At 66.5% G+C, this 26,846-nt stretch carries 23 protein-coding genes and 1 tRNA gene; 5 read left to right on the top strand and 19 right to left on the bottom strand.

Annotation, left to right across the window (positions count from 1 at the left end; translation table 11 throughout):
* Nucleotides 1-71: 71 nt before the first annotated feature.
* A complete protein-coding gene (locus tag ABIE24_RS08560; protein ID WP_354498704.1) occupies nucleotides 72-2,252 on the bottom strand; it encodes an ATP-dependent DNA helicase RecG in 2,181 nt (726 codons plus the stop codon).
* Between the two features lie 79 nt (nucleotides 2,253-2,331).
* Between ABIE24_RS08560 and rsmD the strand changes: the two genes are divergently transcribed.
* The gene (gene rsmD / locus ABIE24_RS08555; RefSeq protein ID WP_354498702.1) at nucleotides 2,332-2,901 is read left to right on the top strand and encodes a 16S rRNA (guanine(966)-N(2))-methyltransferase RsmD; all 570 of its coding nucleotides are present in this window, start codon (nucleotides 2,332-2,334) and stop codon (nucleotides 2,899-2,901) included.
* 306 nt (nucleotides 2,902-3,207) lie between these two features.
* Here the strand turns inward: rsmD and thiL are convergent, their stop codons facing one another.
* A complete protein-coding gene (thiL, locus tag ABIE24_RS08550; protein WP_354498700.1) occupies nucleotides 3,208-4,221 on the bottom strand; it encodes a thiamine-phosphate kinase in 1,014 nt (337 codons plus the stop codon).
* A 24-nt stretch (nucleotides 4,222-4,245) separates the two neighbouring features.
* Here thiL and ABIE24_RS08545 point away from each other — a divergent pair, with 24 nt between their 5' ends.
* A complete protein-coding gene (locus tag ABIE24_RS08545) occupies nucleotides 4,246-4,749 on the top strand; it encodes a DUF3515 family protein (protein ID WP_354498698.1) in 504 nt (167 codons plus the stop codon).
* Nucleotides 4,750-4,966: 217 nt separating this feature from the next.
* On the opposite strand, the gene ABIE24_RS08540 is transcribed toward ABIE24_RS08545, so the two are convergent.
* From ABIE24_RS08540 to ABIE24_RS08510, 7 genes are all read right to left on the bottom strand, one after another.
* The gene (locus ABIE24_RS08540) at nucleotides 4,967-6,067 is read right to left on the bottom strand and encodes a D-alanine--D-alanine ligase family protein (RefSeq protein ID WP_354498696.1); all 1,101 of its coding nucleotides are present in this window, start codon (nucleotides 6,065-6,067) and stop codon (nucleotides 4,967-4,969) included.
* Nucleotides 5,970-7,097: an NAD(P)H-dependent glycerol-3-phosphate dehydrogenase gene (locus ABIE24_RS08535; protein WP_354498694.1), complete on the bottom strand. Its 1,128-nt coding sequence runs from the start codon at nucleotides 7,095-7,097 to the stop codon at nucleotides 5,970-5,972. Before ABIE24_RS08535 ends, ABIE24_RS08540 begins: the two co-directional genes overlap by 98 nt.
* Nucleotides 7,094-7,855, bottom strand: coding sequence for a lysophospholipid acyltransferase family protein (locus ABIE24_RS08530; RefSeq protein ID WP_354498692.1), 762 nt, complete (start codon nucleotides 7,853-7,855; stop codon nucleotides 7,094-7,096). The genes ABIE24_RS08535 and ABIE24_RS08530 overlap by 4 nt, the downstream gene beginning before the upstream one ends.
* 5 nt (nucleotides 7,856-7,860) lie before the next feature.
* Complete coding sequence (gene murA / locus ABIE24_RS08525; protein ID WP_354498690.1) at nucleotides 7,861-9,186, bottom strand: UDP-N-acetylglucosamine 1-carboxyvinyltransferase; 1,326 nt, start codon at nucleotides 9,184-9,186, stop codon at nucleotides 7,861-7,863.
* A 63-nt stretch (nucleotides 9,187-9,249) separates the two neighbouring features.
* Nucleotides 9,250-9,846, bottom strand: coding sequence for a 3-isopropylmalate dehydratase small subunit (leuD, locus tag ABIE24_RS08520; RefSeq protein WP_354498688.1), 597 nt, complete (start codon nucleotides 9,844-9,846; stop codon nucleotides 9,250-9,252).
* A 2-nt stretch (nucleotides 9,847-9,848) separates the two neighbouring features.
* A complete protein-coding gene (gene leuC, locus ABIE24_RS08515; protein WP_354498686.1) occupies nucleotides 9,849-11,348 on the bottom strand; it encodes a 3-isopropylmalate dehydratase large subunit in 1,500 nt (499 codons plus the stop codon).
* Nucleotides 11,349-11,680: 332 nt separating this feature from the next.
* Nucleotides 11,681-12,682, bottom strand: a complete 1,002-nt coding sequence (locus tag ABIE24_RS08510; RefSeq protein ID WP_354498684.1) for a TerC family protein — start codon at nucleotides 12,680-12,682, stop codon at nucleotides 11,681-11,683.
* 271 nt (nucleotides 12,683-12,953) lie between these two features.
* On the opposite strand from ABIE24_RS08510, the gene ABIE24_RS08505 reads away from it, so the two are divergent.
* Nucleotides 12,954-13,676 carry a TIGR00645 family protein gene (locus ABIE24_RS08505; protein ID WP_354498683.1) on the top strand — a complete coding sequence of 241 codons (723 nt, stop codon included), beginning with the start codon at nucleotides 12,954-12,956 and terminating at the stop codon, nucleotides 13,674-13,676.
* A gap of 25 nt (nucleotides 13,677-13,701) precedes the next feature.
* Entirely contained in the window at nucleotides 13,702-15,537 is a 1,836-nt protein-coding gene (locus tag ABIE24_RS08500; protein WP_354498681.1) for a glycoside hydrolase family 15 protein, read from the top strand.
* Here the strand turns inward: ABIE24_RS08500 and ABIE24_RS08495 are convergent.
* The 7 genes from ABIE24_RS08495 to ABIE24_RS08465 all read right to left on the bottom strand — a co-directional run bounded on the left by ABIE24_RS08495 (nucleotide 15,431) and on the right by ABIE24_RS08465 (nucleotide 23,443).
* The gene (locus ABIE24_RS08495) at nucleotides 15,431-16,510 is read right to left on the bottom strand and encodes a heparan-alpha-glucosaminide N-acetyltransferase domain-containing protein (protein ID WP_354498679.1); all 1,080 of its coding nucleotides are present in this window, start codon (nucleotides 16,508-16,510) and stop codon (nucleotides 15,431-15,433) included. The genes ABIE24_RS08500 and ABIE24_RS08495 overlap by 107 nt on opposite strands.
* 63 nt (nucleotides 16,511-16,573) lie before the next feature.
* Nucleotides 16,574-18,262: an ABC transporter ATP-binding protein gene (locus tag ABIE24_RS08490; protein WP_354498677.1), complete on the bottom strand. Its 1,689-nt coding sequence runs from the start codon at nucleotides 18,260-18,262 to the stop codon at nucleotides 16,574-16,576.
* Entirely contained in the window at nucleotides 18,259-19,311 is a 1,053-nt protein-coding gene (locus tag ABIE24_RS08485; protein WP_354498675.1) for an ABC transporter permease, read from the bottom strand. Before ABIE24_RS08485 ends, ABIE24_RS08490 begins: the two co-directional genes overlap by 4 nt.
* Before the next feature lie 2 nt (nucleotides 19,312-19,313).
* Nucleotides 19,314-20,432 (bottom strand): ABC transporter permease, encoded by a 1,119-nt coding sequence (locus ABIE24_RS08480; RefSeq protein WP_502916256.1) that lies wholly within the window; start codon nucleotides 20,430-20,432, stop codon nucleotides 19,314-19,316.
* 80 nt (nucleotides 20,433-20,512) lie between these two features.
* Complete coding sequence (locus ABIE24_RS08475) at nucleotides 20,513-22,150, bottom strand: ABC transporter substrate-binding protein (protein ID WP_354498673.1); 1,638 nt, start codon at nucleotides 22,148-22,150, stop codon at nucleotides 20,513-20,515.
* Nucleotides 22,151-22,414: 264 nt separating this feature from the next.
* Nucleotides 22,415-22,487: transfer RNA gene (locus ABIE24_RS08470), tRNA-Glu, on the bottom strand.
* A gap of 41 nt (nucleotides 22,488-22,528) precedes the next feature.
* Nucleotides 22,529-23,443 carry a diacylglycerol/lipid kinase family protein gene (locus ABIE24_RS08465; RefSeq protein WP_354498671.1) on the bottom strand — a complete coding sequence of 305 codons (915 nt, stop codon included), beginning with the start codon at nucleotides 23,441-23,443 and terminating at the stop codon, nucleotides 22,529-22,531.
* 74 nt (nucleotides 23,444-23,517) lie between these two features.
* Between ABIE24_RS08465 and ABIE24_RS08460 the strand changes: the two genes are divergently transcribed.
* Entirely contained in the window at nucleotides 23,518-24,156 is a 639-nt protein-coding gene (locus tag ABIE24_RS08460) for an MBL fold metallo-hydrolase (RefSeq protein WP_354498669.1), read from the top strand.
* Here the strand turns inward: ABIE24_RS08460 and ABIE24_RS08455 are convergent.
* From ABIE24_RS08455 to ABIE24_RS08445, 3 genes are read right to left on the bottom strand one after another with little or no spacing between them, the layout of a single operon-like run.
* The gene (locus ABIE24_RS08455) at nucleotides 24,153-25,910 is read right to left on the bottom strand and encodes a sensor histidine kinase (RefSeq protein WP_354498667.1); all 1,758 of its coding nucleotides are present in this window, start codon (nucleotides 25,908-25,910) and stop codon (nucleotides 24,153-24,155) included. The genes ABIE24_RS08460 and ABIE24_RS08455 overlap by 4 nt on opposite strands.
* Nucleotides 25,907-26,308, bottom strand: a complete 402-nt coding sequence (locus ABIE24_RS08450; protein ID WP_354498665.1) for a response regulator transcription factor — start codon at nucleotides 26,306-26,308, stop codon at nucleotides 25,907-25,909. The genes ABIE24_RS08455 and ABIE24_RS08450 overlap by 4 nt, the downstream gene beginning before the upstream one ends.
* Entirely contained in the window at nucleotides 26,301-26,669 is a 369-nt protein-coding gene (locus ABIE24_RS08445) for a response regulator (RefSeq protein WP_354498663.1), read from the bottom strand. Before ABIE24_RS08445 ends, ABIE24_RS08450 begins: the two co-directional genes overlap by 8 nt.
* Between the last annotated feature and the right edge of the window lie 177 nt (nucleotides 26,670-26,846).

Below are 26,846 nucleotides of genomic sequence, written 5' to 3'. Positions count from 1 at the left end.
CAATCCGCGGGCCACGACCAACAGAAAACGATCAGGCTCGGCCCGGGTGCCCGTTCGGGTGACATGCCTGCTCAGTTCTTCGACAGCGCGGCTCGGGTGGACGCGTCCACTCGATGTTCGAGAGCCGCCCGGAGGACGGGATGGTCCGACAGCGCCGGGTCTGAGTCGAGCACGGCGGCTGCTTCGGACCGGGCGAGGGCGATGAGGTCGCCGTCGTGGGCGACGCGGAGGAGGCGCAGCGACGAGCGGCCGCCGGACTGCGCGCTGCCGAGCACATCGCCCTCCTGCCGGAGCTCGAGGTCGACCTGCGCGAGCTCGAAGCCGTCGAGGGTGGCAGCGACGGCATCCACGCGCTCGCGTGCGATGCTGCCCGGCTCGGCCGCGGTCACGAGCAGGCACAGCCCGGGCAGGCTGCCCCTGCCGACCCGGCCGCGCAGCTGGTGCAGCTGGGAAACCCCGAACCGGTCGGCGTCGAGCACGACCATCGCTGCCGCGTTCGGCACGTCGACGCCGACCTCGATCACGGTGGTCGCCACGAGGATGTCAATGCCGCCGGCCGCGAACTGGCGCATGATGGAGTCTTTCTCGTCGCTCGGCATCCGCCCGTGGAGTGCGGCGAGCCGGAGCGAGCGGGTGGCCTCGGTCGCGGCGAGCTCCGCGAGGGTCCCGACGACGGTGGCGCGGGTGCGCTCCGGCGCGTCCGGCGTCGCGGCGTTCTCGTCAACGGGCGGCTCCCCGTCGTCTTCGGGTTCGCCGACGTCGATCGCGGGGCAGACCACGAAGGCCTGCCTCCCGGCGGCCACCTCTTCGGCGACCCGGGCCCAGGCCCGGTGGATCCAGGCGGGGTGGTCGACGAGTCCGACGACGAAGGTCTCGATCCCGGCCCGGCCGGCAGGAAGCTCGCGGATGGTGCTGACGTCGAGGTCGCCGAACACCGTCATCGCCACGGTGCGCGGGATGGGCGTTGCCGTCAGCACGAGCACGTGCGGGGGCTGATGGCCCTTCTGGCGCAGGGTCTCGCGCTGTTCGACGCCGAACCGGTGCTGTTCGTCGACGACGACCAGGCCGAGGTCGTAGAAGGTCACGCTCTCGCTGAGCAGGGCGTGGGTGCCGATGACGATCTTCGCCTGTCCGCTGACGATCCGCAGCATGGCGCGTCTTCGCTCGGCGACGGGCATCTGCCCGGTGAGAAGCGTCGGCATGAGGCTCGCCGCGAGGTCGGGGCCGAGTGACTTCACGATCGACCGGAGGTGCTGGCCCGCGAGGACTTCGGTCGGGGCCAGGAGCGCGGCCTGGCCGCCGGACTCGGCGACAGTGAGCATGGCCCGCAGCGCGACGAGGGTCTTGCCCGAGCCCACCTCGCCCTGCACCAGGCGGTTCATCGGTACCGGCTGACCCAGGTCGCGGGCGATCTCGGCGCCGACCAGCTGCTGGTCACCGGTGAGCGTGAACGGCAGGGCGGTGTCGAAACGTTCAAGGAGTCCGCCGGGTGCCGGGATCCTCGGCGTGGTCTCCTCGAACCGCGCGATCTGCCGCTGCTGGAGCAGCGCGGCCTGGAGGAGGAACGCCTCTCGGTGACGGAGGGTGTCGCGGGCGACGTGCGCGTCGGCATCCGTCTTGGGCCGGTGGATCAGTTCGATCGCGTCGCCGTAACCGAGGAGGTTCTCGCGGGTGCGGACGTCTTCGGGGATGGGGTCGGGGAGCGGCTCGAGGCCGTCGAGGACGACGGCCATGGCCTTGGCCACCTGCCAGCTCGCGATGCTCGCCGTTGCCGGGTAGATCGGGATCGGGGTCATCGCCCAGGCGCGCGCGGATTCGGCACTGGTGCCCTGCTCGGCGGCCTCGAACAGTTCGTAGTCGGGGTGGGCGAGCTGGAGGACGCCCTTGTAGTCGCCGACCTTGCCGGCGAAGATGCCGCGCGTGCCCGGCGACAGCTCTTTCGTGCGCCAGGCCTGGTTGAAGAAGGTGAGCACGAGGATGCCCTGGCCGTCGGTGATCCGCACCTCGAGGATCGAGCCGCGCCGCGCTTTCATCGGCCGTTCCTGCACGGTGAGGACCTCGGCCACGATGGTGACGCTTTCGCCGACCGGGATGCGGTTCAGCGCCGTCAGTTCTCCGCGTCGCGCGTACCGGCGCGGGTAATGCTCGAGGAGATCCCCGACGGTGACGATGCCGAACGCGCGCTTGAAGGCAGCGGCGGTGCGTCCGCCGAGCACACCGTCGAGCTTTTTGGCGGTCGGGTCGGTCGGCATACGTCGAGTCTAGGCATGGCCGGTGACCGAGTCGCCTGATCGTCTCCTCAGGGCCGGTCGCAGCGGTACTGTTGGGCGGGTGACGAGAATCGTGTCCGGGTTCGCCGGTTCCCTGGCCCTGAAGGTACCGAAGTCGGGAACCCGGCCGACGAGCGACCAGGTGCGTGAGGCCATGTTTTCCGCGCTCGACGCGCGCGACGCCGTCGATGGCGCCCAGGTGCTCGACCTGTATGCGGGATCGGGAGCGCTGGGCCTCGAGGCCGCCAGCCGCGGAGCTGTCGAAGTCGTCCTTGTTGAGCGGGCTGCGCCCGCTGCGGCGGCGTGCCGGGCGAACGCCATCGCCGTGCAGAAGGCATCCCCCCGCAAGCTCGTGGTGACGGTGGCCGCCCGTTCGGTGCAGAGTTACCTCGACTCGGCCGTCGGCACCTTCGACCTGGTCTTCCTCGACCCGCCGTACGACATGCCGGAGCCGGAACTCACCGCGAACCTCGCCGCGCTTCCCCGCGTCCTCGCCGACGACGCCCTCGTCGTCGTGGAGCGCAGTTCCCGCACGCCGGAGCCGTCGTGGCCGGAGGGACTCACGTCGATCCGCTCGAAGAAGTATGGCGAGACCATGGTCTGGTGGGCGGTGCCGTCTGGGCCGGAGTAGTCCAGCTCGGGCGTCCGGCTCGAGGCGGTGCGGTCGGCCCCTGACGCGCAACTCCGCCAATCCGAGTCAGCGGCCAGCTCAACCCGCGCCCGCCCGGCAGCCCCGCGCACTTTGCCGTCGATCTGGCGGAGTCATGCGCAACCCCGCCGGCAGCTGAGCAGGCGCGGCCGTGCCTCCCTTCGCGCATAAGTCCGCCAATCCGTGGGTTGGGCGTCTCGAGCCTGCCCAGTCACGGCATCCCGGCCGCAACCCAGCCCGATCTGGCGGAGTTGTGCGCAACCTCGCCGGCAGCCGAGCAGGCGGGGCTCAGCCGGCCTGGCCGTCCCAGCCGACGTAGGGGTCCCAGCCGAGGACGCCGCCGACGGCATCCCCGTCGAGGGTGACCCCGTTCCCGTGGAGGACGCGACCGATCGGCCGGAACCCGGCGGGGAGCGCTGCATCCGGGCCGAAGGTGGCGAGCAGCGCGTGGTCTTCTCCCCCACGGAGCGCCGACTCGACGTCGTCGCCGAGTGCGTCCCGGTGAAGGTCGAGGCACACGCCGCTGGCACGGGCGATCCGGGCCGCGTCGAGCGCAAGCCCGTCCGACACGTCGAGCATGGCGGTGGCGCCGGCGACGGCGGCATCCACCCCGGAGGAGATCGGCGGCGTCGGCGCCAGCTGCGCCCCGACCCTCTCTGGCTCGCGGGCCCGCAGGGTGGCTGCGGCCGCGGCATCCGGGTGACCGTGCTCGTCGACCCCTTCGGCGAAGAGCAGGCGGAGCCCGGCGGCGGCCTTGCCCGCGTTGCCGGCCAGGGCGACGACGTCGCCGACGCGTGCACCGCTCCGCAGGACCGGTGCACGGCCTTCGAGATCGCCGAAGGCGGTGATGGCGAGGGTGAGGGTGTCTGAGACGGACATGTCTCCCCCGACGACACCGCAGCCCGGCGCGAGAAGCGCACAGGCGTCACGCAGGCCGGCGGAGATCCCCTCGAGGACGCTCACCGGAGTGTTCGGGGTGGCGGCGATGGCGACGACGAGGCCGGTTGGCCGTGCACCCATGGCGGCGACGTCGGCGAGGTTCGACGCGGCGGCTTTCCAGCCGAGGTCGTGCGGCTGCGACCAGGCCAGCCGGAAGTCTGGCCCATGGACCATCATGTCGGTGGTGACGACGAAGCGGCCGTCAGGGGCGGCGAGTACTGCAGCGTCGTCGCCGGGGCCCAGGAGCTGGCTGGCGGCAACCGGCAGGAGCGGGAAGATCCGGTCGAGCACCGCGAGTTCGTGCACCTCTCGCACGGTGTCCGGTCGCGGCTGCCGTTCAGGCGTCTCAAGGCTCTGGCTCATGCGTTCAACGGTAGCCTGAGAGCGATGTCCTCCCGCACCGCGCTCCGCACCCTCGCCCGTACCACCGCCCTCGTCGCACTCGCGACGACGCTGCTCACCGGCTGCGTGCAGGCCGTGCCGCTCGAGCCGGCAGAGAACGCCAACGACCCGGCGTGCGCCGACGTGACGGTGCGCCTGCCTGACACGGTGGCGGACAAACCGAAGCGCGAAACCTCAGCCCAGGCCACCGGCGCCTGGGGGGACCCCGCGGCCGTCCTCCTGCACTGCGGTGTCGCCGTGCCCGGCCCCACCACCGACGCCTGCATCGCCCTCAACGGCGTCGACTGGATCGCTGACGAGTCCGACGCGGAGAACGACACCTACCGGTATACGACGTACGGCCGTGACCCTGCCGTCGAGGTGGTCATCAACGCGAATCCCGAGACCGGCGGCGTGTCAGGCACGACAGCACTCATCGACCTCACCTCGGCCGTGTCGGTCATCCCCGCCACTTCGGCCTGTCTCGCGCCGGGCGACGTCCTGGAGTAGCGGCGCCGACGAATTCACTCACTCCGGACAAACTCACCCGCTACGCCGAGTGAATCGGACCGCAACGCGTGAATCGGATGTCGCGCAGCTGCGTGGCCCGAGACGCCGCTCGCCGCCATCCGCCGAACGCCATCCGCGGATTCACTCACTCCGGACGAACTCACCCGGTGCGCCGGATGACCCGGACCGCAACGGATGACCCGGACCGCACTACCCGTCAGGCGCCCCGCCGCGCCGCCGCCACGTCGAGGAGTTCGGTGATGAGGTTCTCGTAGCTCAGCCCCGACCGGATCCAGCAGGTCGGGAACATCGAAATCGGCGTGAAGCCGGGCATCGTGTTGACCTCGTTGACGACGATGCCGCCGTCCGCGGGCAGAAAGAAGTCGACGCGGGCGAGGCCCTCTGCGCCGATGGCGTCGAAGGCACGGATCGCGACGTTCTGTAGCTTCGTCAGCTCAGCGTCCGACAGGTCGGCGGGGCAGACGAGGTCGATGCCGGGGGCATCCAGGTACTTGGCGTCGAAGTCATAGAACTCCCGACCCGAGAGCACGATCTCTCCGGCGACGGATGCTCGAGCAGGCTCCCCCGGACGACCACCGAGAACGGCGATCTCCAGTTCCCGACCCGGCACACCGGCTTCGATGAGAACCTTCGGGTCCTCGGCGAATGCCGTCGCCATGGCGGCGTCGAGATCGGCAACGGTGGTCACGCGGCTCACGCCCACACTGGAGCCGGCACGGGCCGGCTTGACGAAGACCGGCGAGCCGAGCACCTCGAGCGCCTCTGCGGCGACCGCGGGACGCGCCCGGTACTCGGCATCCGTCACCGTGCGCCAGGGCGCAACGGTGATGCCGGCGTGCTCGAGCACGGTCTTGGTGAAATGCTTGTCCATGCCGAGGGCTGAGGCGAGCACCCCGCTGCCGACATAGGGGTAACCGACGAGCTCGAGCATGCCCTGCAGCGTGCCGTCCTCGCCGAACGGTCCATGCAGAATCGGGAATACGATGTCGGGGCTCCCGAGCGACCGCTCAGCGCCGTCCGGCAGCGTGACGCGCAGTTCGCGCGACAGGATGCTGTCCGGCCAGCGCACGCGGGATCCGTTGTCGACGACCTCGGGCAGGTTCGAGGGGTCGAGGGCGAACTTCGCCGGGTCGTCCTCTTCGAGGACGAACGCGCCGTCGCGGGTGATCCCGACCGGGACCACGTCGAACAGCGACCGGTCAATTGCCTTGAGGACTCCGCCCGCCGTCGCGCAGCTGATCGAATGCTCGCTTGATCGACCTCCAAACAACACCACCACCAGGCGCTTCTGCGTCATCGTTTGTCCTTTCGCCCTGAGGCTCGTCGCTGTCTGTCGTGAGGTGAGGTGCAATGTCTTTGGGGTCGAGCGTTCCGTCGAGCACCTGCTTGACCTGCTCGACGATGGGCATTTCGACGCCGATCGATCGGGCAAGCTCGAGCACCGGCGCCACAGACGCGAGGCCTTCGGCCGTCTGCTGCATCTGCTTGACGACGGCGGAGAAACTGTACCCCTGGCCGAGCAGACGGCCGGCCGTGTTGTTGCGCGACAGCGGGGACTGGCAGGTCGCGATGAGGTCGCCGAGGCCGGCAAGCCCGGCGAGGGTCTCGGCCTGTGCGCCCTGCGCCACCGCGAAGTCGGTCATTTCGACGAGACCGCGCGTGATGATCGACGCCTTGGTGTTCTCGCCGTAGCCGACGCCGTCGACGATGCCGATCGCCACGGCGATGAGGTTCTTGAGCACTCCGCCGAATTCGGTACCGATGACATCCGTGTTGACGAAGGTGCGGAAGTAGCGGTTCCGCGCGAGCAGAGCGACGGCCTGAGCCGTCTCCATGCTCACCGACGAGACGACGGCAGCGGTCGGCTGTTCACGCGCGATCTCGAGGGCGAGGTTGGGTCCGGATGCCACGGCGATGCGCGTCGGGTCGATGTCGAGTCCCTGACGGATCACCTCGCTCATCCGCAACCCCGAGCGTCGCTCGACGCCCTTCATCAGGGAGACCACGATGGTGTCGGGTTCGAGGAACGGCCGGATGGCGACGAGGTTGTCCCGCAGCGACTGGCTGGGCACGGCGATGAACACCTGCTGCGCGCCGCGGAGCGCATCGGCGAGGTTCGACGTCGCCGTGAGGTTCGCCGGCAGCTGGATTCCGGGAAGGTAGTCGCTGTTGCGGTGCTGCTTCGCGATTTCGCGGGCCAGTTCGGGTCGACGCGCCCACATGGTCACGTCGGCGCCGCCGTCTGCGAGGATCTTGCCGAAGGTGGTGCCCCAACTGCCGGTGCCGAGCACGGCAACCCGTGCCGGGGAAGTCAGTCGTCGGCTCAAAATCGACCCGTGTCCTTCTGGTTGTGCTTGCTGGGGTCCCACGGTTCGTCGGGCGCTTTTTCGCCGCGGAGATCCTCGAGCAGCGCGGTGATCTCCTTCATCACGACGGCCGTCGCTTCGGTGAGCGTCGCGGCGTCGAGGGGCCGGTTGGCGAACGCGGAGAGGTCGACGGGGTCGCCGACCTTCACGTCGATCCGCTTGGGCGGGAAGAAGTGAATCTTGCGCGAGTAGCGGGCCATTACCTTGTCGGTACCCCAGTGCGCGATCGGGGTGATCGGGATGCCATGGGTCAGCGCGACCCGGACGGCGCCCGTCTTGCCGCGCATCGGCCACAGGGCGGGATCACGCGTGAGCGAACCCTCGGGGTAGATGACGACGCCCTGCCCTTTTTCGACGAGGAGTCCACCGGCCTGCACCGGGTCGTTGCCGCGGGTCGACCCCGCGCGTTCGACCGGGATCTGACCGGACCTGGTGAGCAGCCAGCCGACGACGGGGATCTTGAAGAGCCCGGCCTTCGCCATGAACCGCGGCGCGCGGCCCATCTTCCAGACGGCGATCCCGACGACGATCGGGTCGATCTCACTGAAGTGGTTGGGCGCGAGCACGAACGGTCCGGAGATGGGCAGTTTGTGCCCGTCCTGGACCCGGATCTTCATCATCAGGCGTGCTGGGGGCAACGCAATGGCCCCCAGCAGCCAGTAGATGGACGGCCGGGATTTCTCCGGGCTCGCTCGCCGGCGGTTGTCGCTCTTCGTCACGGCCATCAGCCTTCGAGAACGAAATCTGCTCCCAGCTGCTCCAGCTTGGTGATGAATTTCTCGTAGCCGCGGCTGATGATGCCGACGTTCGAGACCCTGGACGTTCCCTCCGCACTCAGGGCCGCGATGAGGTGCGAGAAGCCGCCGCGCAGGTCGGGCACGACGATGTCGGCACCGCGCAGGTGCGTCGGGCCCGAGATGACGGCCGAGTGGTTGAAGTTCCTCTGTCCGAACCGGCAGGCCTGGCCGCCGAGGCACTCCTTGTGAACCTGAATGGTCGCACCCATTTCGACGAGCGCGTCGACGAAGCCGAATCGCTGCTCGTAGACGGTCTCGTGCACGATCGACACGCCCTTCGCCTTGGTGAGGGCGACGACGAGGGGCTGCTGCCAGTCGGTCATGAACCCGGGGTGCACATCGGTTTCGATGATGACGGGGTTGAGCTGCGTCCCGGGGTGGTAGAACCGGATGCCGTCGTCAGCGATGTCGAACTTGCCGCCGACCTTGCGGAACACGTTGAGGAACGTGAGCATCTCGGGCTGGCGCGCGCCGCCGACGAAGATGTCTCCCTCGGTGGCAAGGGCCGCCGCGGCCCAGCTGGCTGCCTCGTTGCGGTCGAAGAGCGCCGTGTGCGAGTAGCCCTCGAGGCGTTCGACGCCCTCGATACGGATGACCCGGTCGGTGTCGACCGTGATGATCGCACCCATCTTCTGCAGGATGTTGATCAGGTCCATGATTTCGGGCTCGATGGCCGCGCCGCGAAGCTCGGTGATGCCGTCAGCCCGCACCGCGGTGAGGAGAACCTGCTCGGTCGCTCCCACGCTCGGGTACGGCAGGTGCACCTTGGTGCCCTTGAGGCCGTTCGGCGCTGACATGCGGATGCCGCTCGGCTGCTTCTCAACGACGGCTCCGAACTGCCGGAGCACCTCGAGGTGGTAGTCGATCGGGCGGTCGCCGATGCGGCATCCGCCGAGGTCGGGGATGAACGCCTCGCCGAGGCGGTGCAGCAGCGGTCCGCAGAACAGGATCGGGATTCTGCTCGAGCCGGCGTGCGCGTCGATGTCGGCCATGTGGGCGCTTTCGACGTTGGACGGGTCGAGGTGAAGAACACCTTCCTCGTCGCTTGTGACCTTCACGCCGTGCACGTCGAGCAGGCCGCGGACGACCCGGACGTCGCTGATGTCAGGAACGTCGCGGAGAACGCTCGGAGTTTCCCCGAGAATGGCAGCCACCATCGCTTTGGTGACGAGGTTCTTGGCTCCCTTCAGTTCGATACGACCGCGGAGCGGACGTCCACCGTGGATCGTGATTGTGTCGCCTTGAAGGCCCACGCTGGCTCCCGCCCGTGAAGCATCCTGAAGAAGTGAACTCAAATGTATTACCTGCGCTGCCTGTTACTTGATGGGAAGAGTCTTGGGTCGCCATGACTCTCTTGAAGCCTCGAACTGAGTAATCTGTGCTTCGTTGCGCAGGGTGAGGCCGATGTCGTCCAGCCCCTCGAGGAGCCGCCACCTAGTGTAATCATCGATCTCGAATGAAACCGTGAGGTCACCGATAGCAGCAGTCTGTGCAACCAGATCGACGGTGATCTCTATTCCCGGCCGGGCATCGATCAGCGCCCAGATCTTCTTCGTGTCCTCCTCGGAGATCTGTGCCGCGAGCAGGCCTTGCTTGCCTGAATTGCCCCGGAAGATGTCTCCGAACCGCGGGCTGAGGATGACCTTGAATCCGAAGTCGCGAAGCGCCCACACGGCGTGTTCTCGCGATGAGCCGGTTCCGAAATCCTGCCCGGCGACGAGCACCTGGGCACCCTGGAAGGCCGACTGGTTCAGCACGAAATCAGGATCCTGCCGCCAGGCCGCGAAGAGCGCGTCCTCGAAGCCGGTCTTGGTGACGCGTTTGAGGTAGACCGCGGGGATGATCTGGTCGGTGTCGACGTTGGATCTCTTCAGCGGGGCCGCGATCCCGGTGACTGTGGTGAACTTTTCCATGGTCAGTTCGCTCCTTCGAGGTCGGCGGGGCTGGACAGGGTGCCGCGAATGGCGGTCGCCGCTGCGACGAGCGGAGACACGAGGTGGGTACGCCCGCCCTTGCCCTGGCGTCCTTCGAAGTTGCGGTTGCTCGTCGAAGCACAGCGTTCCCCCGGCGCGAGCTGGTCCGGGTTCATCCCGAGGCACATGGAGCAGCCGGCGAATCGCCATTCCGCTCCGAAGTCGGTGATGATCTTGTCGAGACCCTCAGCTTCGGCTTCGATCCTCACGCGCGCGGATCCGGGCACGACCATGACGCGAACGCCGTCGGCCTTTTTCTTGCCCTCGACCACCGACGCGAAAGCGCGGAGGTCCTCAATGCGGCTGTTGGTGCACGAGCCCATGAAGACCGCGTCGACCGGGATCTGCTTCATCGGCGTACCGGCCGTGAGGTCCATGTACTCCAGGGCGCGTTCGGCCGCGGCGCGTTCGTTCGGGTCGGCGATGGTGTGCGGGTCGGGCACGGCGTCGCTGAGCGACACGCCCTGGCCCGGGTTGGTGCCCCACGTCACGAACGGGTCAAGGGTGTCGGCGTCGAGGGAGACCTCGGCGTCGAAGACGGCGCCTTCATCGGTGGGCAGCGTCTTCCAGTATTCGACAGCGGCGTCCCAGTCGGCTCCCTCCGGAGCGTGCGGGCGACCCTTCAGATAGGCGTACGTCGTCTCATCCGGTGCCACCATGCCTGCACGCGCCCCGGCTTCGATCGACATGTTGCAGATCGTCATACGGCCCTCCATGGAGAGCGCGCGGATGGCGGAGCCGCGATACTCGAGCACGTAGCCCTGGCCACCGCCGGTGCCGATCTTGGCGATGACGGCGAGAATGATGTCCTTCGCCGTGACACCGGGACGGAGCGTGCCCTCGACGTTGATGGCCATCGTCTTGAACTGCTTGAGCGGCAGGGTCTGCGTGGCGAGCACGTGCTCGACCTCGCTCGTGCCGATGCCGAACGCCATGGCGCCGAAAGCCCCGTGGGTCGAGGTGTGGGAGTCGCCGCACACGACGGTGATACCCGGCATGGTCAGCCCCAGCTGGGGACCGACGACGTGGACGATCCCCTGCTCGATGTCACCGAGCGAGTGCAGTCGCACACCGAACTCGACGGCGTTCTTGCGCAGGGTCTCGATCTGCGTGCGGCTGGTGAGGTCGGCGATCGGCTTGTCGATGGCGAGGGTCGGCGTGTTGTGGTCCTCGGTCGCGATCGTCAGGTCTGGTCGGCGCACGGGGCGCCCGGCGAGCCGGAGCCCGTCGAATGCCTGCGGGCTCGTGACCTCGTGCACGAGGTGCAGATCGATGTAGATGAGATCGGGCGTGCCGTCTTCGCCCTTGGCGACGAGGTGGTCTTCCCAGATCTTCTCCGCCAGCGTCCGCGGCTGAGGCGCGGGAGCGGCGTGCTTGGGGTGACCGGAGCGCGTGCCACGTTCAGGCACGGCATTTTCAGTGGGTACGGTGTTCTGCTGCATCGGTTTCCTCGCAAGAAAGGGTGGATCAGGCAGGACAAACCCCGCGACGGGGAGGCCTGGATGTTAGGCCCCGTCGCGGCAACTAAGAAGCAGCCTGAACAGCACGCGTTCAGAATATCACCCGTGCACGCCAGTGCCGCAGCAGCCGCCGCCGGCACCCCCACCCGAACCTGCTCGAGGAGCCCCTCCGCGGACCGACTCGCCGGCACGCCGACCCGCCACCACCCGAAGCGGCGAGTCGCGGAAACCGTCCGTCTGAACCACGAAAGGCCCTCCCGCCAGCAGAGCTGGAGGCAGGGCCTTTCGATGCGTGTACGGCCACGCGGCATCCGTCAGTCGACCGAGATGGATTCCTTCTTGCGCTCGTCCCGACTCGATTTGACCAGGCTGGCGACGGTGGAGACGATCATCGCGCCGACGATGACGGCGAGCGAGGTCCAGGTGTTGATCTCGGGCGCCCATTCGATGTGCTGCCCGTTGTTGATGAACGGAAGTTCGTTCTCGTGCATGGCGTGCAGCACGAGCTTGACACCGATGAAGGCGAGGATGAAGGCGATTCCGTACTTGAGGTAGTGGAGTCGCTCCAGCAGTCCGCCGAGCATGAAGTAGAGCTGGCGGAGACCCATCAGCGCGAAAATGTTCGCCGTGAAGACGATGAACGGGCTCTGTGTGATGCCGAAGATGGCCGGGATCGAGTCGAGCGCGAACATCACATCGGTGGTGCCGATCGCGATGAACACGATGAGCATCGGCGTCCAGACCTTCTTGCCGTCGAGCATCGTGCGGAGCTTGGAGTCGTGGAACTCCGGAGAGATGCTGATGTGGCGCTTCATGTAGGTGATGAGAGCGGTCTCGCCGTCCTCAGCATCCTCGTTGTGGCCGAACGCCTGCTTCCAGGCGGTCCAGAGCAGGAAGACACCGAAGATGTAGAAGACCCAGCTGAAGCTCTCGATCAGCTGTGCTCCAAGAACGATGAAGATACCGCGGAAGATGAGGGCGATGATGATGCCCACCATCAGGACTTCCTGCTGCAGTCGCTTCGGCACCGAGAACCGGGCCATGATGATGACGAACACGAAGAGGTTGTCGATCGAGAGGCTGTATTCGGTCAGCCAGCCTGCAAGGAACTGCCCGGCGTATTCACCGCCGGCGACGAGGAACATCAGCCCGGCGAAGACGAGCGCCAGCGTGACGTAGAACACCACCCAGAGCGTGGATTCCTTCATCGAGGGGATGTGGGGCCGCTTGACGACGAGCAGAAGGTCGGCAAGAAGAATGAGTCCGAGAACGACGTAGGAGCCGATTTCGAACGCAAGGGGCAATTCCGGGTGCATCCGGGGCCTTTCCGTAAGGGGTGGGTGGGTGCGGCAAACACCCGAAAGTCTCTCCCGCCCGGCCACATGGCCGTGCCACGACGCCCGGGGTCTCATCGATGTGACCCGTGATGACGGATGCCGTGCTGAGGGATACTCCCCTTCGCTGATTCCACTTTAGCCGATGAACGAGGCCGCCACGGCCTGACGGGAACTCGCAGCTTCGCCGCCCTAGGATTTACCCGCGCCTTTTTCGCACTTCATCCCGTTGATCTCACAGCCAGGAGCCTCCGTGTCCTCTTCCCCGACTCCTCCCGCACGCAGTTTTGCGGTGTCCGGCATCGGCTACATGATCTTCCTCAGCCGCTGGCTCCAGGCGCCGCTCTACCTGGGGCTGATCGTCGCCCAACTGATCTATGTCTGGGTCTTCATCCAGGAGCTGTGGCACCTCGGCGACGAGGTTATCAACCACTCCGCCGACGTCACAGAGGCGAGCGTCATGCTGGCCGTCCTCGGCCTCATCGACGTGGTCATGATCGCCAACCTGCTCATCATGGTGATCATCGGGGGCTACGAAACGTTCGTTTCGAAGATCAACCTCACCGACCACCCGGATCAGCCCGAATGGCTGTCCCACGTCAACGCCAACGTACTCAAGGTCAAGCTCGCCATGGCGATCATCGGCATCTCGTCGATCCACCTGCTCAAGACCTTCATCGAAGTGGGCAACATGACGGATGCCGGCTCCGGCAGCGACGTGACCGGGGAGAGCTACACCCCACTCGGAGTCTTCTGGCAGGTCGTCATCCACATGGTCTTCATTCTCTCGGCGGTCGCGCTGGCTGCTATCGACAGGATGTCGAGGCACGTCGCACCTCCCGCCCCGGTCATGGCCGAGGTAGCCACCGGCGGCGCCGCTCCCCACGGCAGCCGGGAGTACGTCCTCGCCGACCCGCGAGTCGAGCACGACACGATCGCCCGGGCTGCCTCGGAGCGAGACACCGCCCGGATCTGATCGCGGCGGATCAGCATCCGCCAACTTGCTTCGAAAGGGCTTCGGATCGAAGCGCAGATGGCACACTGAATCTGTGGCCATGGGAATCGAAGACTATGCACTGATCAGCGACTGTTACACGGCCGCGCTCGTTGGCCGGGATGGCAGCATCGACTGGCTGTGCATGCCTCGGTACGACTCGCCATCGATGTTCGGAGCGCTCCTCGGTACCGAGGATCACGGACGGTGGAAGCTGGCGCCCGTCGACGAGCGGGCGACCTCCACCCGTCGCTATGACGGCGACTGCTTCACCCTGATCACCACCTGGACCACACCGTCCGGCGTCGTCGAAGTCATGGACCTCATGCCGCGCGGCGACCACAGGGCAGACCTGGTCCGTCGCGTGCGGGGAATCTCCGGCCGGGTCGAGATGCACCAGCAGCTCCGGATCCGATTCGGTTACTCGGCCGCGATGCCCTGGGTGCGCAAGCTGCACGACCAGTACGGCACCTCCCTCCTGGCAGTCGCCGGGCCGGACGCCGTCGTCGTGCGCGGCCCCGAGATGTTCGCTACCGACCATGAACACGCCGGGTCCTTCGTCGTCGAAGCACGAGAGACGGTCGACGTCACCATGACCTGGTTCCCATCGCATCGTGAACCACCGGATCCCGTGCACATCGACGAGCAGCTCGCCATGACCGAGAAGTGGTGGCATGACTGGGCGTCCATCCTCGAACAGCACGGGGCATACGCGGACGTGGTCGCGCGGTCGTTGCTCGTGATGCGGGCGCTCACCCATGAAGAGACCGGCGGAATCGTCGCCGCGGCGACGACGTCGCTGCCCGAGAACTTCGGCGGCAGCCGCAACTGGGACTACCGTTACGTCTGGCTTCGCGACGCGTCCCTGACTGTCACCGCCCTGGTCTCGTGCGGTATCACGGAAGGCGTGGACCGCTGGCGGCTGTGGCTGCTCCGGGCGATCGCCGGTGACCCGAAGGACGTTCAGATCATGTACGGGATCGGCGGGGAACGCGACCTGCCGGAGCGTGAGCTGCCGGCGTTTCCTGGTTACCGCCGATCGGCGCCCGTGCGCATCGGCAACGCGGCGGCCCTGCAGTTCCAGTCGGATGTCATCGGTGAGGTGATGGTGGCGCTGCACGACGCCCGCGTGGCCGGCGTCGTCGAGACCGCGTTCTCCTGGGCGCTGCAGCGAGCGCTCGTCAGCTTTATGGAGACGCACTGGCAGGCGCCCGACCAGGGCATCTGGGAGATCAGGGGCGTCCCGCGTCGGTTCACGCACTCTCGCGTCATGATGTGGGCGGCGTTCGACCGCGCGATCAAGGCCGTCACCGAATTCGGCCTGGAGGGGCCCGTCGACCGCTGGATCGAGCTCCGCGCGCTGATTCGCGAAGAGATCGACACCGAGGGCTATGACCCCGAACGCAACACGTACACCCAGTACTACGGCACGACCGAGGTGGACGCATCACTGCTCCAGCTCGTCGACGTCGGCTTCTGCCGGGCGGACTCCCCACGGATGCTCGGGACGGTCACAGCGATCGAGTCGGACCTGCTTCGCGACGGCCTGCTGTTGCGGTACCGCACCGAGGCCGGCGTCGACGGTCTGCCGGGCGACGAGCATCCGTTCCTCGCCTGCTCGTTCTGGCTGGTCTGCCAGTACGCCCGCACCGGGCGGCTGGACGAGGCCCGCGCCCTGATGGACCGGCTGGTCGGTTTCTCCAATGATGTCGGGCTGCTCAGCGAGGAGTACGACGTCACTCATGGGAGGCAGGCCGGCAACATGCCGCAGGCGTTCTCCCACCTCGCGCTGGTGCTCGCCGCGAAGGCGATCCGGGCCGCCGAGGCAGGCGAATACGCCTGAGGAAGGTCAGCGCTTCACCGCCAGCCTGGTGAGCAGGCGCTCGAGCGGCCCACGCCCGAGGAAGTACCGCCACAGACTCGCCCCGAGCAGCGAGGCAACGGCGAGCCCGATCAGGAGCGGCCAGCCGGGATAGTCGGGACCCCCGGTGTCCCGCTCGCCAGCGACCATCGCGAGAACGAGAATTTGGGCCGTGTAGACGGTGAGAGCCAACGCTCCGGCGGCCCCGAGGGGCCAGAGCACGACCCGGGGCACCTCTGCCGAATCGTCCAGTGGTCGTGGCGATGAGGAGCAGGCCGAGAATGGCGAATGCGGTGCCGCCTGAGCCGAGGATCTCCGGGGTCGACCCGGAGTGCGCCTCTGCGGTGACCCCGGGCAGGATCAACGCACTTCCATAGCCGGCGATCGCTGCGGCGCACCCCGCTCCGACCAGCCAGGCCTGCGTGCGCCGCCGTTCCAGCCCCGACCGGGCAGCGACCAGCCCGACGAGGAGAAGCGGCAACCACACGAGGGCCGGGTAATACCCGGTCAGGAGATATTCCCGGAGCACGTCGAGAACGGATGCCGGCTCACGGCTGCCCGGATCGACGAGGCGGGCCAGAGCGGGCGCCGCGACGAGCACGACCGCCGCTGTGACGAGAATCACGGCTCTGCCGGCGAAGAGCAGCGGGAGCACGAGCAGGAACATGACGGCGTAGTAGTCGAGGATGATCGCGATCTCGCTGCCGAGCGTCCACAGCAGCACGCCGAGCAGGAACACGAACAGAGCCCGCACGACCACAACCCGTCGCACGGCTGAGCGGCTGCCCGGCTCCGGCGGTTGTGTTCCCCCGGAGAGCAGGCCGAGCGAGACGCCGGCCAGGGTCGCGAACAGGATCGACGACCGCCCGTCGACGAGGAGCTCGCCCTCGTCGGCCCTCGGCATCGCATGGGCGATGAACATGCCGAGAATGGCGAGCCCGCGTGCGATGTCCACGGCCGGGATGCGAGGCGGCGCTATGGTTTCCTGGCCGGTCACCGCGTTCACGAGGGATCCGGTTCAGGCGGTGGACTCGGACGACCGCAGGTCAGCGAGAAGCCGGCGACGTTCGGCCTGGGCGACCGGGTCGGGCACCGGGAGGGACGCCAGCAGTCGCTGCGTGTACGGGTCTTTCGGTGCTCCGAGCACCTCTGCGCCCGTACCTTCCTCGATGAGCTTGCCCCGGTAGAGCACCGCGATACGGTCGGAGAGGATGTCGACGACAGCCAGGTCGTGGCTGATGAACAGCGCCGCGAAGCCGAGATCCTTCTGCAGTTCCGCGAACAGTTCGAGCACTCGCGCCTGCACCGAGACATCGAGCGCCGATGTCGGTTCATCGGCGATGAGCAGAGCCGGGTCGAGCGCGAGGGCACGGGCGAGGCTCGCGCGCTGGCGCTGGCCTCCGCTGAGCTCGTGCGGGTATCGGCTGCCGAAAGCTTTCGGCAACTGCACCGCCTCGAGCAACTCGCCCACGCGCTGGGTCACCCCGCGCTGGTCCATGCCTTTCCTGTGAACCTTGAGCGGTTCGGCGACGCACTCTGCGATGGTCAGCAGCGGGTTGAAGCTGGAACCCGGGTCCTGGAAGACAAAGCCGATCGAACTCCGAAGCGGACGGAAGCGCCGCTCCTTCACGCCGTTCATTTCAGTTCCGAGCACGGTCAGCGAGCCGCCGGTCACCGGGGTGAGTCCAGCGATGGCGCGGCCGATGGTCGTCTTTCCCGATCCGGACTCCCCCACCAGTCCGACGACTTCTCCCGGCGCAATGGTGAAGTCCACACCGTCGACGGCCACGAATCCAGGACGGCCGAGGCGGCCGGGGTATTCGATCCGCAGGTTCTCGGCACGCACAACAGGGACGGCAGTCGTGTCGACAGGTGCCTTGCGCTCGGCGGCCTCGATCTTCTGCCCGATGCGAGGGACGGCGGCGAGGAGCTTCCTCGTGTAGTCGTTCTGCGGGTTCGCGAACAGGGTCACGGCATCCGCCTCTTCGACCACGCGGCCCTGGTACATCACGGCCACACGGTCGGCAATGTCGGCGACGACGCCCATGTTGTGGGTGATCAGAACGATCGACGCGCCGAATTCGTCGCGACACCGGCGCAACAGGTCGAGGATCTCGGCCTGCACCGTGACGTCGAGGGCTGTCGTCGGTTCATCGGCCACGATGAGGCCCGGGTTCAGAACGAGGGCCATTGCGATGACGACACGCTGCTTCTGTCCGCCCGAGAACTGGTGCGGGTAGTAGTCGACGCGTGACTCAGGCTCCGGAATCCCGACCTTGGTGAGGATCTCGACGGCTCGCGCGCGGGCATCCTTCCGTTTCAGTTTCGGATCGTGCGCCCGGAGGCCTGCCGCGATCTGCCACCCAACGGTGAGCACCGGGTTGAGCGCGGCAGACGGTTCCTGGAACACCATGGAGACGTCTGCGCCGCGGATCCGGCGAAGCTGTTCCTTCGAAACGGTGACGATGTCGTTCTCAGATTTCCCGTCCCTGCTTCTCAGGAGAATGGCGCCGGCGCGGGTCGCGGTTTCAGGCAGGAGGCCGAGGATGGTCTTCGCCGTGACCGTCTTGCCGCTCCCCGACTCGCCCACGATGGCGAGCACTTCCCTCGGCGCAACGGTGAGGCTGACCTGGTCGACCGCTTGAATTGCACCGGCATCCGTTGCGAATGACACGTCGAGGTTGCGGATCTGCAATACGTCGCTCATGAGCGTCCTTCGTTCTCGAGGCCGGCGAGTCCGCCGGGGCCGGCAGTCAGCGTCCCACCGGGAACGACGGATGTCTCGGCGACGGTTCCCGAGGCCGCACCGACGGCCCGTCGCCCGCGGAGTCGGGGGTCGGCGAGGTCATTGAGGCTTTCGCCGACGAGCGTCACCCCGAGCACGGTCAAGAGGATCGCGAGGCCTGGTGGAATGGACGTCCACCAGATGCCGCTCGATACGTCGGAGAGCGCCGCCTTGAGGTCGACTCCCCACTCTGCGGCCGATGTCGGTTCGATGCCGAAGCCGAGGAAGCCGAGGCCCGCCAGCGTGAAGATCGCTTCCGACGCGTTGAGGGTGAAGATCAGCGGCAACGTGCGGGTGGCGTTCCGCAGCACGTGGCGGAACATGATGCGGACGTTGCCCGTGCCGACGACCTTCGCCGATTCGACGTACGCCTCTGACTTGATCCGCACCGTTTCGGCCCGGATCACCCGGAAGTATTGCGGTATGAACACGACGGTGATCGCGACCGCGGCGGCGAGGATGCCGCCCCAGAGGCTGGACTGCCCACCCGAGATCGCGATCGACACGACGATCGCGAGGAGCAGCGTGGGGAAGGCGTAGATCGCATCGCAGACCACGACGAGCAGGCGGTCGAGCCAGCCGCCCAGGTATCCCGAGACGAGCCCGAGTGCGACACCGGCGAAAATGGACAGGACCACAGCGATGACGATGACACCCAGCCCGGTCTGGGCGCCCCAGATCGTTCGGGACAACACGTCGTATCCACCCACGGTCGTGCCGAGCAGGTGCTCCGGGTTTGGCGGTTGTTGGGCTCCGAACGGCCCATCGGCGTCACGGAGCTGGGCATATCCGTACGGAGAGAGCCAGGGAGCGAACATCGCCGTGAGGAGAAAGAGGGCGGTCAGCACGAGCCCCGCAACGAGCATTCCGCGCTGGATGCCGACACTCTGGTGGAGCTGATGGACGACGGGCAACCGGCGCCAGAAGCTCGGTTGGCCGGGCGGGGTCTGGGTCGAAAGTTCGGTTCCCATGGTCAGTACCTCACTCGGGGGTCGAGAAGCGCCGCGATCACGTCGACGATGAAGTTCGTTACGGCGACGATCACGGCGAGGAGCACAACAATGCCCTGCACGGCGACGAAGTCACGTGCCTGCAGGTATTCGGTGAGCTGGAACCCGAGACCCTTCCACTCGAACGTCGTCTCGGTCAGCACGGCGCCGCCGAGAAGGAGCGCGATCTGGAGACCCATGACCGTGATGATGGGGATGAGTGCGGGCCGGTAGGCGTGCTTTGTGACCAACCGGTACTCGCTCACCCCGCGTGACCTTGCGGCGTCGACGTAGTCGGTGGAGAGGGTGCCGATGACGTTGGTCCGGACGAGGCGGAGGAAAATGCCGGCCGTGAGAAGCCCCAGCGTCAAGCCTGGCAGGACGGCGTGCCCGAGCACGTCGCCGAGGATCCCGGCGTCGCCGATGCGGAGGGCGTCCCAGAGGTAGATACCCGTCTTTCCCTCAAGCAGTTGCATCTCGAGCTCGGTGTTGGTCGTACCGCGGCCGGAGACCGGCAGCACGCCCAGCCACACCGAGAAGACGAGCTTCATGAGCATGCCCGCGAAATACACCGGAATGGCATAGAACAGCACCGCAAGGATGCGCAGGAGAGCATCCGGGACTTTGTCCCGGAAGTAAGCCGCGACCATGCCGAGCGGGACTCCGACGATGAAGGCGACCACGAGAGCGTAGAACGCGAGTTCCAGCGTTGCAGCGCCGTAGACCCACAACACTTCGAGCACCGGGCGGTTGTCGCTGAGTGTCGTGCCGAAATCCCCGGTGAAGACCTGGCCGAGGTACTCCACGTACTGAACGAATACCGGGCGATCGTAGCCTGCGGCAGCGATGCGTTCGGCGAGCTGATCGGCGGTGAGCCGATCTCCGAGTGCGGCAGTGATCGGATCACCTGTCGTGCGCATGAGCACGAAAACGAGGGTTACCAGTATGAAAACAGTCGGGATGATCAGAAGGAACCGGATAACGAGGTAACCCCAGAGGTGGCTGCCCGGTAGTTTGCGGGAGCGGGCGGGTGCCGGCTTCGCCGCTGGTGTCGGGGTCTCGTTCGCGGGGAGGGTGAGGGAACTCAGGGGTCGACCTGCCAATCACAAAGGGTGTGCAGGGCGACCGGTCTCGCGACCGATCGCCCTGCACGAAGGGACCGAAGGTGAGTTCGGCCGGGTACTTACTTGGTCAGTGGTGCGAAGCGGAACTTGAACGACGCGTCGAGCGTGACCCCGCCGATGTCAGCGCCGGCGACCGCGACCTGCGCACCCTGGAGGTACGGAACGGTCGAGAGGTCCTCGGCCACCTTCGCCTGAATCTCTTCGAATGCGGCTGCGCGCTCGTCTGGGTCGACGATCGACGGCTGCGCGAGGATCAGGTCGTTGACTTCCTGATTCTCGTAGTGGTTGGCGAGGAAGTTCTTGATCAGGAAGAACGGCGTCAGGTACGTGTCGCCATCCGAGTAGTCCGGGAACCAGCCCAGCTGGTACGCCGGGTACACGTCGCTCGAGCGGTCCTTTGAGTACTGCACCCATTCAGTGGTCTGCAGGTTGACCGTGAAGAGTCCGGATTCCTCGAGCTGCGACTTGATCAACGCGTACTCGTCGCCCGAAGACGGACCGTAGTGGTCGTTCGAGTACTGCAGGTTCAGCTCGACGGGCTCGGTGATGCCTGCGGCCTCGAGACGCTCAGCGGCCTTCTCCTCGCTCGGACCGCCATTTCCGTCGCCATACAGATCTTTGAGGACCGTCGTTGCGCCGGTCAAACCCTCGGGCATGAACGAGTACAGCGGCGTGTATGTGCCCTTGTAGACCTCTTTCGCGATCTCCTCGCGGTCGATCAGATCTGCGACGGCCTGGCGCACAGCGAGCGCTTTGGCGGGGTCGGCCTCGTCAGTGGTCGCACCGAACGGCTGGGTGTGGAAGTTGAAGACGATGTAGCGGATCTCTCCACCCGGCCCCTTGTGGACCTTGACCTCGTCGTTGCCCTCGAGGTCGGCGACATCCGTGGCGCTGAGGCTGCGGGTCGCCACGTCGATGTCGCCCTCCTGGACAGCGAGCTTGAGGTTCGACGACTCGGCGTAGTACTTGAGATTGACGGTCGTGTTCTCCGCCTTTCCGAGCAGACCCTGGTAGTCCGGGTTCGCCTTGAACGAGATCAGGTTGTTGAAGTCGTAACTGGCAATCGTGTACTGGCCGGCGAATGCGTTGGCGTCGACGATCTCTTTGTCGGGCGTGACGGCGTCAGCCGCGAACACTTCCTCGTCGACGATCGGGCCAGCAGAACTCGTGAGGATCTGAGCGAAGACCTGGTCGTTCCCTTGCTTGAGGTTGAACACCGCGGTGAGCTCGTCGGGTGTCTCCACGCTCGCGAGGTTGTAGAGGAGCGACGACGGTCCATTTGGATCGGCAATCGCCAGCTGGCGGTCGAACGAAAACTTCACGTCGGACGAGGTGAGCTCGTTCCCGTTGGCCCAGGTCAGGCCTTCCCTGAGCTTCACCGTGAACTGGGTGGGCGTCGTGAACTCGGCCGACTCGGCCATGTCCGGTTCGACGTCCGGGCTCCCGTACGGGGTGGTCATCAGGAACGGGAAAACCTGGTTCTGCACAGCGAGCGAACCATTGTCGTATGAACCGGCCGGGTCGAGAGTGGTGACCTTGTCGGTCGTGCCGACGGTGATCGAACTCGCCTCGCCGTTCGATGAATCGTCGTCGTTGCCGCCTGAAGTGCCTGCGCAGCCGGAGATCGCGAGAGCTGTGACAGCGAACGCTGCGGTGACCGTTGCGATTCGCCTGCCGTTGGTGGATGCGGATGCCATATCCGTCTCCCCTTCTGTGAATGTGCGGACAGAGGGCGCGCAGGGGATGTGCTGCGACGCCGCAGTGCTTGGTGTGTACCTTTACTAGCACAGGACTTCGCAGGAGGTGACGGTTTCTCGTCAGAAACGCGCGGGATTTACGCTTTCGCAACAATGAGGCGCAGAAGCTGCGGCGTGTGACGCAAACCGGCACGAGCCGCGGGCGGCGGCTTAATGCACGAAACCCTCGCAACAGGAACCTGGTGCGAGGGTTTTTGTGAGTTGTGACCCCAACGGGATTTGAACCCGTGCTGCCGCCGTGAGAGGGCGGTGTCCTAGGCCGCTAAACGATGGGGCCGGAAACAACGTGTTTGAGTATGGCACACGAATCGGCGCCGATCAAATCAGCGGTGGAGCAAGGACGCGGAGGCTGTCTGGGAGCACCTCGACCTCGATCGGAAGCGACCCGATTCGCTCTCCGTCGGCATACGCGACGATGCCGGGCGCGTCGATTCTAACGCGGCGAAGAGTGCGGAACGACACGACATCGAGTCCTGTATGCGTTCCCGAGAATACTCTCGGAAAGAACCTCAGGAGCCGCAGTCGTCCGAGGGGCGCGACAGTGAAGAGGTCGAGGAATCCGTCGTCCATACGGGCGTGAGGGACGATCTTCATCCCGCCTCCGAGCGACACGTTGTTCGCGACCGAGAGCAGAACGGCGTCCACGGTCACAGCCGCGCCGTCGACCGTCAGCTCATAACGGCGTGGGGTCAGGGCGACGAGTTCCCGAAGCAGGGCGAGGGTGTATCGGCTCCTCCCCCTCGGCCGTCGCCAGAGATTCGCCCGGTCGTTGACCAGGGCATCGAAGCCTGCCGAGACGATGCCCAGGAATCGGGTCTCCGTGATTCCGTGGTGCACCAGTCCCACGTCGAGAATGCGCGGCGGCGCGTCGAGGGCGTCGCGGAGCACCTGGATCGCCGCGGCGGGGTCTTCAAGAGGAATACCCAGGCCGCGAGCCGTGTCGTTGCCTGTGCCGGTCGGCACGATGCCGAGGGGAATCCCCGTGTCGCCCAGTTCATTGACGGCAAGACTGACCATGCCGTCTCCCCCGACGACGACGAGCGCGTCGACGGGTTCGGTGAGCGCCGAGCGGACGGCAAGGCGAAGCAGCTCAGCGTTGGGTTCGCTCAGTGCCGTCACCAGGCATCCGTCGTTCGACAGCGCGGCAACCACCGCCGACCCCACCTGTCGGGAGCGGCCGAACGAGGCCGCGGGGTTGATGGCTACGACGATGCGGCGCGTGATCGGGTTCACGGTGCACAGTATGACAGTGCCGATTACCTGCGCGTCCGCTTGAAAGCGCTCCCCGGAGGGTATTAGCTCGGTGTATGCGACTGACCAAGCTCGAACATGCGGCCCTGATCCTCGAAGACTCCGGAAAGAAGCTGTTTGTCGATCCTGGGTCGTACACCACGGCGATCACCGAAGCCGCCCAGGCCGTGGCCATCGTCATCACGCATGAACACGCCGATCATTGGACCCCGGAGCAGATCGATCGCATCCTGTCCCGGAACCCGGACGCCCGGATCCTTGCGCCCGCGGGTGTGGCCGCGGCTGCCGGAGCGCTACCGGTGGAGGTCGTGAAGGCGGGCGACGAGATCGAGGTCGGCCCTTTCACCCTGACCTTCTTCGGTGAGAAGCACGCCGTCATCCACGAGTCCATCCCGATCGTCGACAACGTCGGGGTCCTCGTGAACGGGACCGTCTATTACGGCGGTGACTCGTACTCGATTCCCGAGGGCGTCGAGGTGGACGTCCAGGCCGTCCCCGCCGGCGCACCGTGGCTGAAGATCGGTGACGTCATGGACTACGTGCTCGCCGTGAAACCGCGGCGGAGCTTCCCCACCCACGAGATGACACTCTCGAAGGCGGGCAAGGAGATGTCGAACGCCCGGATCAAGTGGGCCACCGAGCAGAACGGCGGCACGTTCCATCCGCTCGAGCCCGGCGACACGCTCGATATCTAGCGCACGCCTGCCGTCGCCGCTTCCTGCGGCAGGCGGAGGGTGAAAACCGTTCCCTCGCCCTCGACGCTGGTCACGTCGAGCTCTCCGCCGTGCGCCCGCACAATGGCCTGGGTGATGACGAGGCCGAGCCCGATACCCGGCACCGCGTTCGCGGTCGCTGTCGTCGCCCGGAAGAACCGGGTGAAGAGCTGGTGGAGCTCAGCCGCGGGAATTCCCATTCCGGTGTCAGTGACGGTGATTTCGAGCTGACCGGCGGGGTCGGCAACGAGTCCCACCCGAACGCTCCCTCCTCGCGGCGTGAATTTGATGGCGTTCGAGACGAGGTTGTCGATTGCCTGGCCGAGCCGCCGCCGATCACCGGGGAACGGCTGAGCGTCCGAATCGACCTCGGCGGAGAGCTGGATGCCTGCGCGCTCGGCTATCGGAAGCGCGGAGTCGAGAGACCCGCCGATGAGCTCGCTGGGGGTGACCGTCTCGATTGCCAGGGGGAACCCGCCTGAGTCTGCCTGCGCTGTGAACAACAGGTCGCCCACGAGGCTGAGCAGCCGGTGGGCGTTGCGTTCGGCAACCCCCAGGTACAACTGCTGCTCCTCGGAAAGGGGCGCTTCCTCGTCGTCCTGCATGAGTTCGAGGTAACCGAGGATTGAGCTCAAGGGGGTGCGCAACTCGTGCGAGACAAGCGCAACGAACTCGTCCTTGAGCCGGGAGACCTCCACGGACTGCGTGATGTCTGTGGCCACGAAGATGTACCCGGTAGTGGTGCCTGACGCGTCCACGCGGGGACTGACCGCGACCTCGACGGGGAACTGGACGCCGTCGCGATGGGTGTACGTCCAGTCGTGGATTTCGGGGATACCGAGACGTGCCGACTCGACGAGCGCCGAAAACCCGGGGTTGAGCACTGTCGCACCAGGCGGGTAGTTCAACTCCCGCGACCGGTCCTCGAGTTCGTCTTCGAGGTGGAAATCCAGAATGGATGCGCGACCGACGACCTCGGTCGCACTCCTGCCGAGTATGGATGCCGCACCGGGGTTCCAGACATCGATGCGGCCGACGAGGTCGGTTCCGATGATCGCCTGCATGGTGACCGAGTCGAGCACGCTCGACGTCAGCCGGTTGGCCTCGCGCAATTCGAGCTCTGACCTCCGCAGCTGGTCCGCCTGCTGTTCCAGCTCGGCCAGGCTTGTTTCGCGGGCCTCGGCCAGCGAGCGGATTGCCTCGAACTGGGCCCTCCTCTGCCGGGAGATCTCGTTGATGATCGCCGCGACGAGGGTGAATACCAACGGCGCGATGAAGCCCCGAAGCCACTCGACCCGGTCGTCAGGAACATCGCCGAGAACAAGGAAGGGCAACATGATCGCCCCCGCTGTTCCCAGGCCCGCGACGACGACCCAGCGCCTGCCCTCTTCGGTGGCGATCCAGATCACCGGAAGGATGATGAGCGATGAGAACAGCGACCCCGCCCCGCCTGTGCCCACCCGGAGCAAGCCGATGGCGAGAAGGGAGACGAGTGGAACGACCATCACCCACTGGGTCTCCGGTCGTCGCGAAAACCATGCGGCGAGAACGACGGATGCCGCCGCGACGACGATGAACGAGAAGAAGGCGACCGGCTGGGTGATCGGGGCACTCGGAACGAGAAGCGGGATTACGATGGCGATCGTCATCGCGAGAGTCGTGGGAAAGTGCCTGAGCAGGGGGCTGGTCTGGTCGAGGTCGATCCGTCGCCTTACTGCTGCGAAGAGCGCGCTCACTCCGCGCTGCCGCGACCGTGGGACAGGGCCACCAGTTTCTCGCTGAGACGCCTGGGGCTGAACGGCTTCGGCATGAAATCGTCGGCGCCGGCCTCGAGACCCGCCTCACGGGATGCGCCGCTCACCCCGGCAGAGAGCAGAAGAACAGGGGTTTCCGCGAAGGCGGGGTCGCTGCGGATGAGACGGCAGACGTCGAGGCCGTTCATGCCGGGCATCGCAACATCGAGGACGATGAGGCCGGGAGCATGGTCCCGGATCAACTGCCAGGCTTCGGTGCCGTCAGCGGCAACCGCCGCGACGACGAGGCCGGCCTTACGGACGGCGATCTCCACGAGCATCCGCATGTCGGCGTCGTCGTCAGCGATCACAACCTGGACGGGGACCGCCTGTTCAGTCATCGGCACGCCAGTTCGGGAGGCAGTTCTCGAGTACCCGCTCGACGTGTGCGCGCGTGAACGGCTTGGGCAGCACGTCGTCTGAGTCGGGAAAGTCTGCGGGGTCGAGCACACTCGTCACGACGATGGCGCAGGTCGGACGCTCGTCTTTCAACTGGGCGATGAGGGACGCCCCGTCCATGCCGGGAAGCAGAAGGTCGATGACGACGAGGTCAGGGCTGGAGTGCCGGTAGGCAACGATCGCTTCCTCCGCCGATTCGGCGAGGACGACGGAGCATCCCGCACGTTCGAAGTTGCGGCGGAGAAGATCCAGCTGGTCGGGGTTGTCCTCGACGATGAGCACGCGCGGCGGGACGGCGGTCATCCGAAGAACACACCCCGCGGACGTGGCGAATGGCCGGCCATGTGATGCACTCCCCCGACATCTCTGTCCTCTGCCACGGCGCGTGAGCGCGGCGGTGCTTATCCATGCACGCGTTCCAATGAGCGTACACACAGAGAACACTATCCGACCGGCCATGCCGTCGATGGTGCGGACACC

Origin of the sequence: Mycetocola sp. 2940 (assembly GCF_040548835.1) — a bacterium.
Classification (GTDB): domain Bacteria; phylum Actinomycetota; class Actinomycetes; order Actinomycetales; family Microbacteriaceae; genus Mycetocola_A.
Note: the sequence above shows the minus strand (reverse complement) of the source record. Positions and strands in the feature narration are given on the sequence as shown.

Excerpts from the sequence above, each read along its gene's own strand:
- ABIE24_RS08560 (WP_354498704.1), bottom strand. The coding sequence starts at position 2,252 with ATGCCGACCGACCCGACCGCCAAAAAGCTCGACGGTGTGCTCGGCGGA.
- thiL (WP_354498700.1), bottom strand. The coding sequence starts at position 4,221 with ATGAGCCAGAGCCTTGAGACGCCTGAACGGCAGCCGCGACCGGACACC.
- ABIE24_RS08545 (WP_354498698.1), top strand. The coding sequence starts at position 4,246 with ATGTCCTCCCGCACCGCGCTCCGCACCCTCGCCCGTACCACCGCCCTC.
- ABIE24_RS08540 (WP_354498696.1), bottom strand. The coding sequence starts at position 6,067 with ATGACGCAGAAGCGCCTGGTGGTGGTGTTGTTTGGAGGTCGATCAAGC.
- leuD (WP_354498688.1), bottom strand. The coding sequence starts at position 9,846 with ATGGAAAAGTTCACCACAGTCACCGGGATCGCGGCCCCGCTGAAGAGA.
- leuC (WP_354498686.1), bottom strand. The coding sequence starts at position 11,348 with ATGCAGCAGAACACCGTACCCACTGAAAATGCCGTGCCTGAACGTGGC.
- ABIE24_RS08510 (WP_354498684.1), bottom strand. The coding sequence starts at position 12,682 with ATGCACCCGGAATTGCCCCTTGCGTTCGAAATCGGCTCCTACGTCGTT.
- ABIE24_RS08490 (WP_354498677.1), bottom strand. The coding sequence starts at position 18,262 with ATGAGCGACGTATTGCAGATCCGCAACCTCGACGTGTCATTCGCAACG.
- ABIE24_RS08485 (WP_354498675.1), bottom strand. The coding sequence starts at position 19,311 with ATGGGAACCGAACTTTCGACCCAGACCCCGCCCGGCCAACCGAGCTTC.
- ABIE24_RS08475 (WP_354498673.1), bottom strand. The coding sequence starts at position 22,150 with ATGGCATCCGCATCCACCAACGGCAGGCGAATCGCAACGGTCACCGCA.
- ABIE24_RS08460 (WP_354498669.1), top strand. The coding sequence starts at position 23,518 with ATGCGACTGACCAAGCTCGAACATGCGGCCCTGATCCTCGAAGACTCC.
- ABIE24_RS08450 (WP_354498665.1), bottom strand. The coding sequence starts at position 26,308 with ATGACTGAACAGGCGGTCCCCGTCCAGGTTGTGATCGCTGACGACGAC.
- ABIE24_RS08445 (WP_354498663.1), bottom strand. The coding sequence starts at position 26,669 with ATGACCGCCGTCCCGCCGCGCGTGCTCATCGTCGAGGACAACCCCGAC.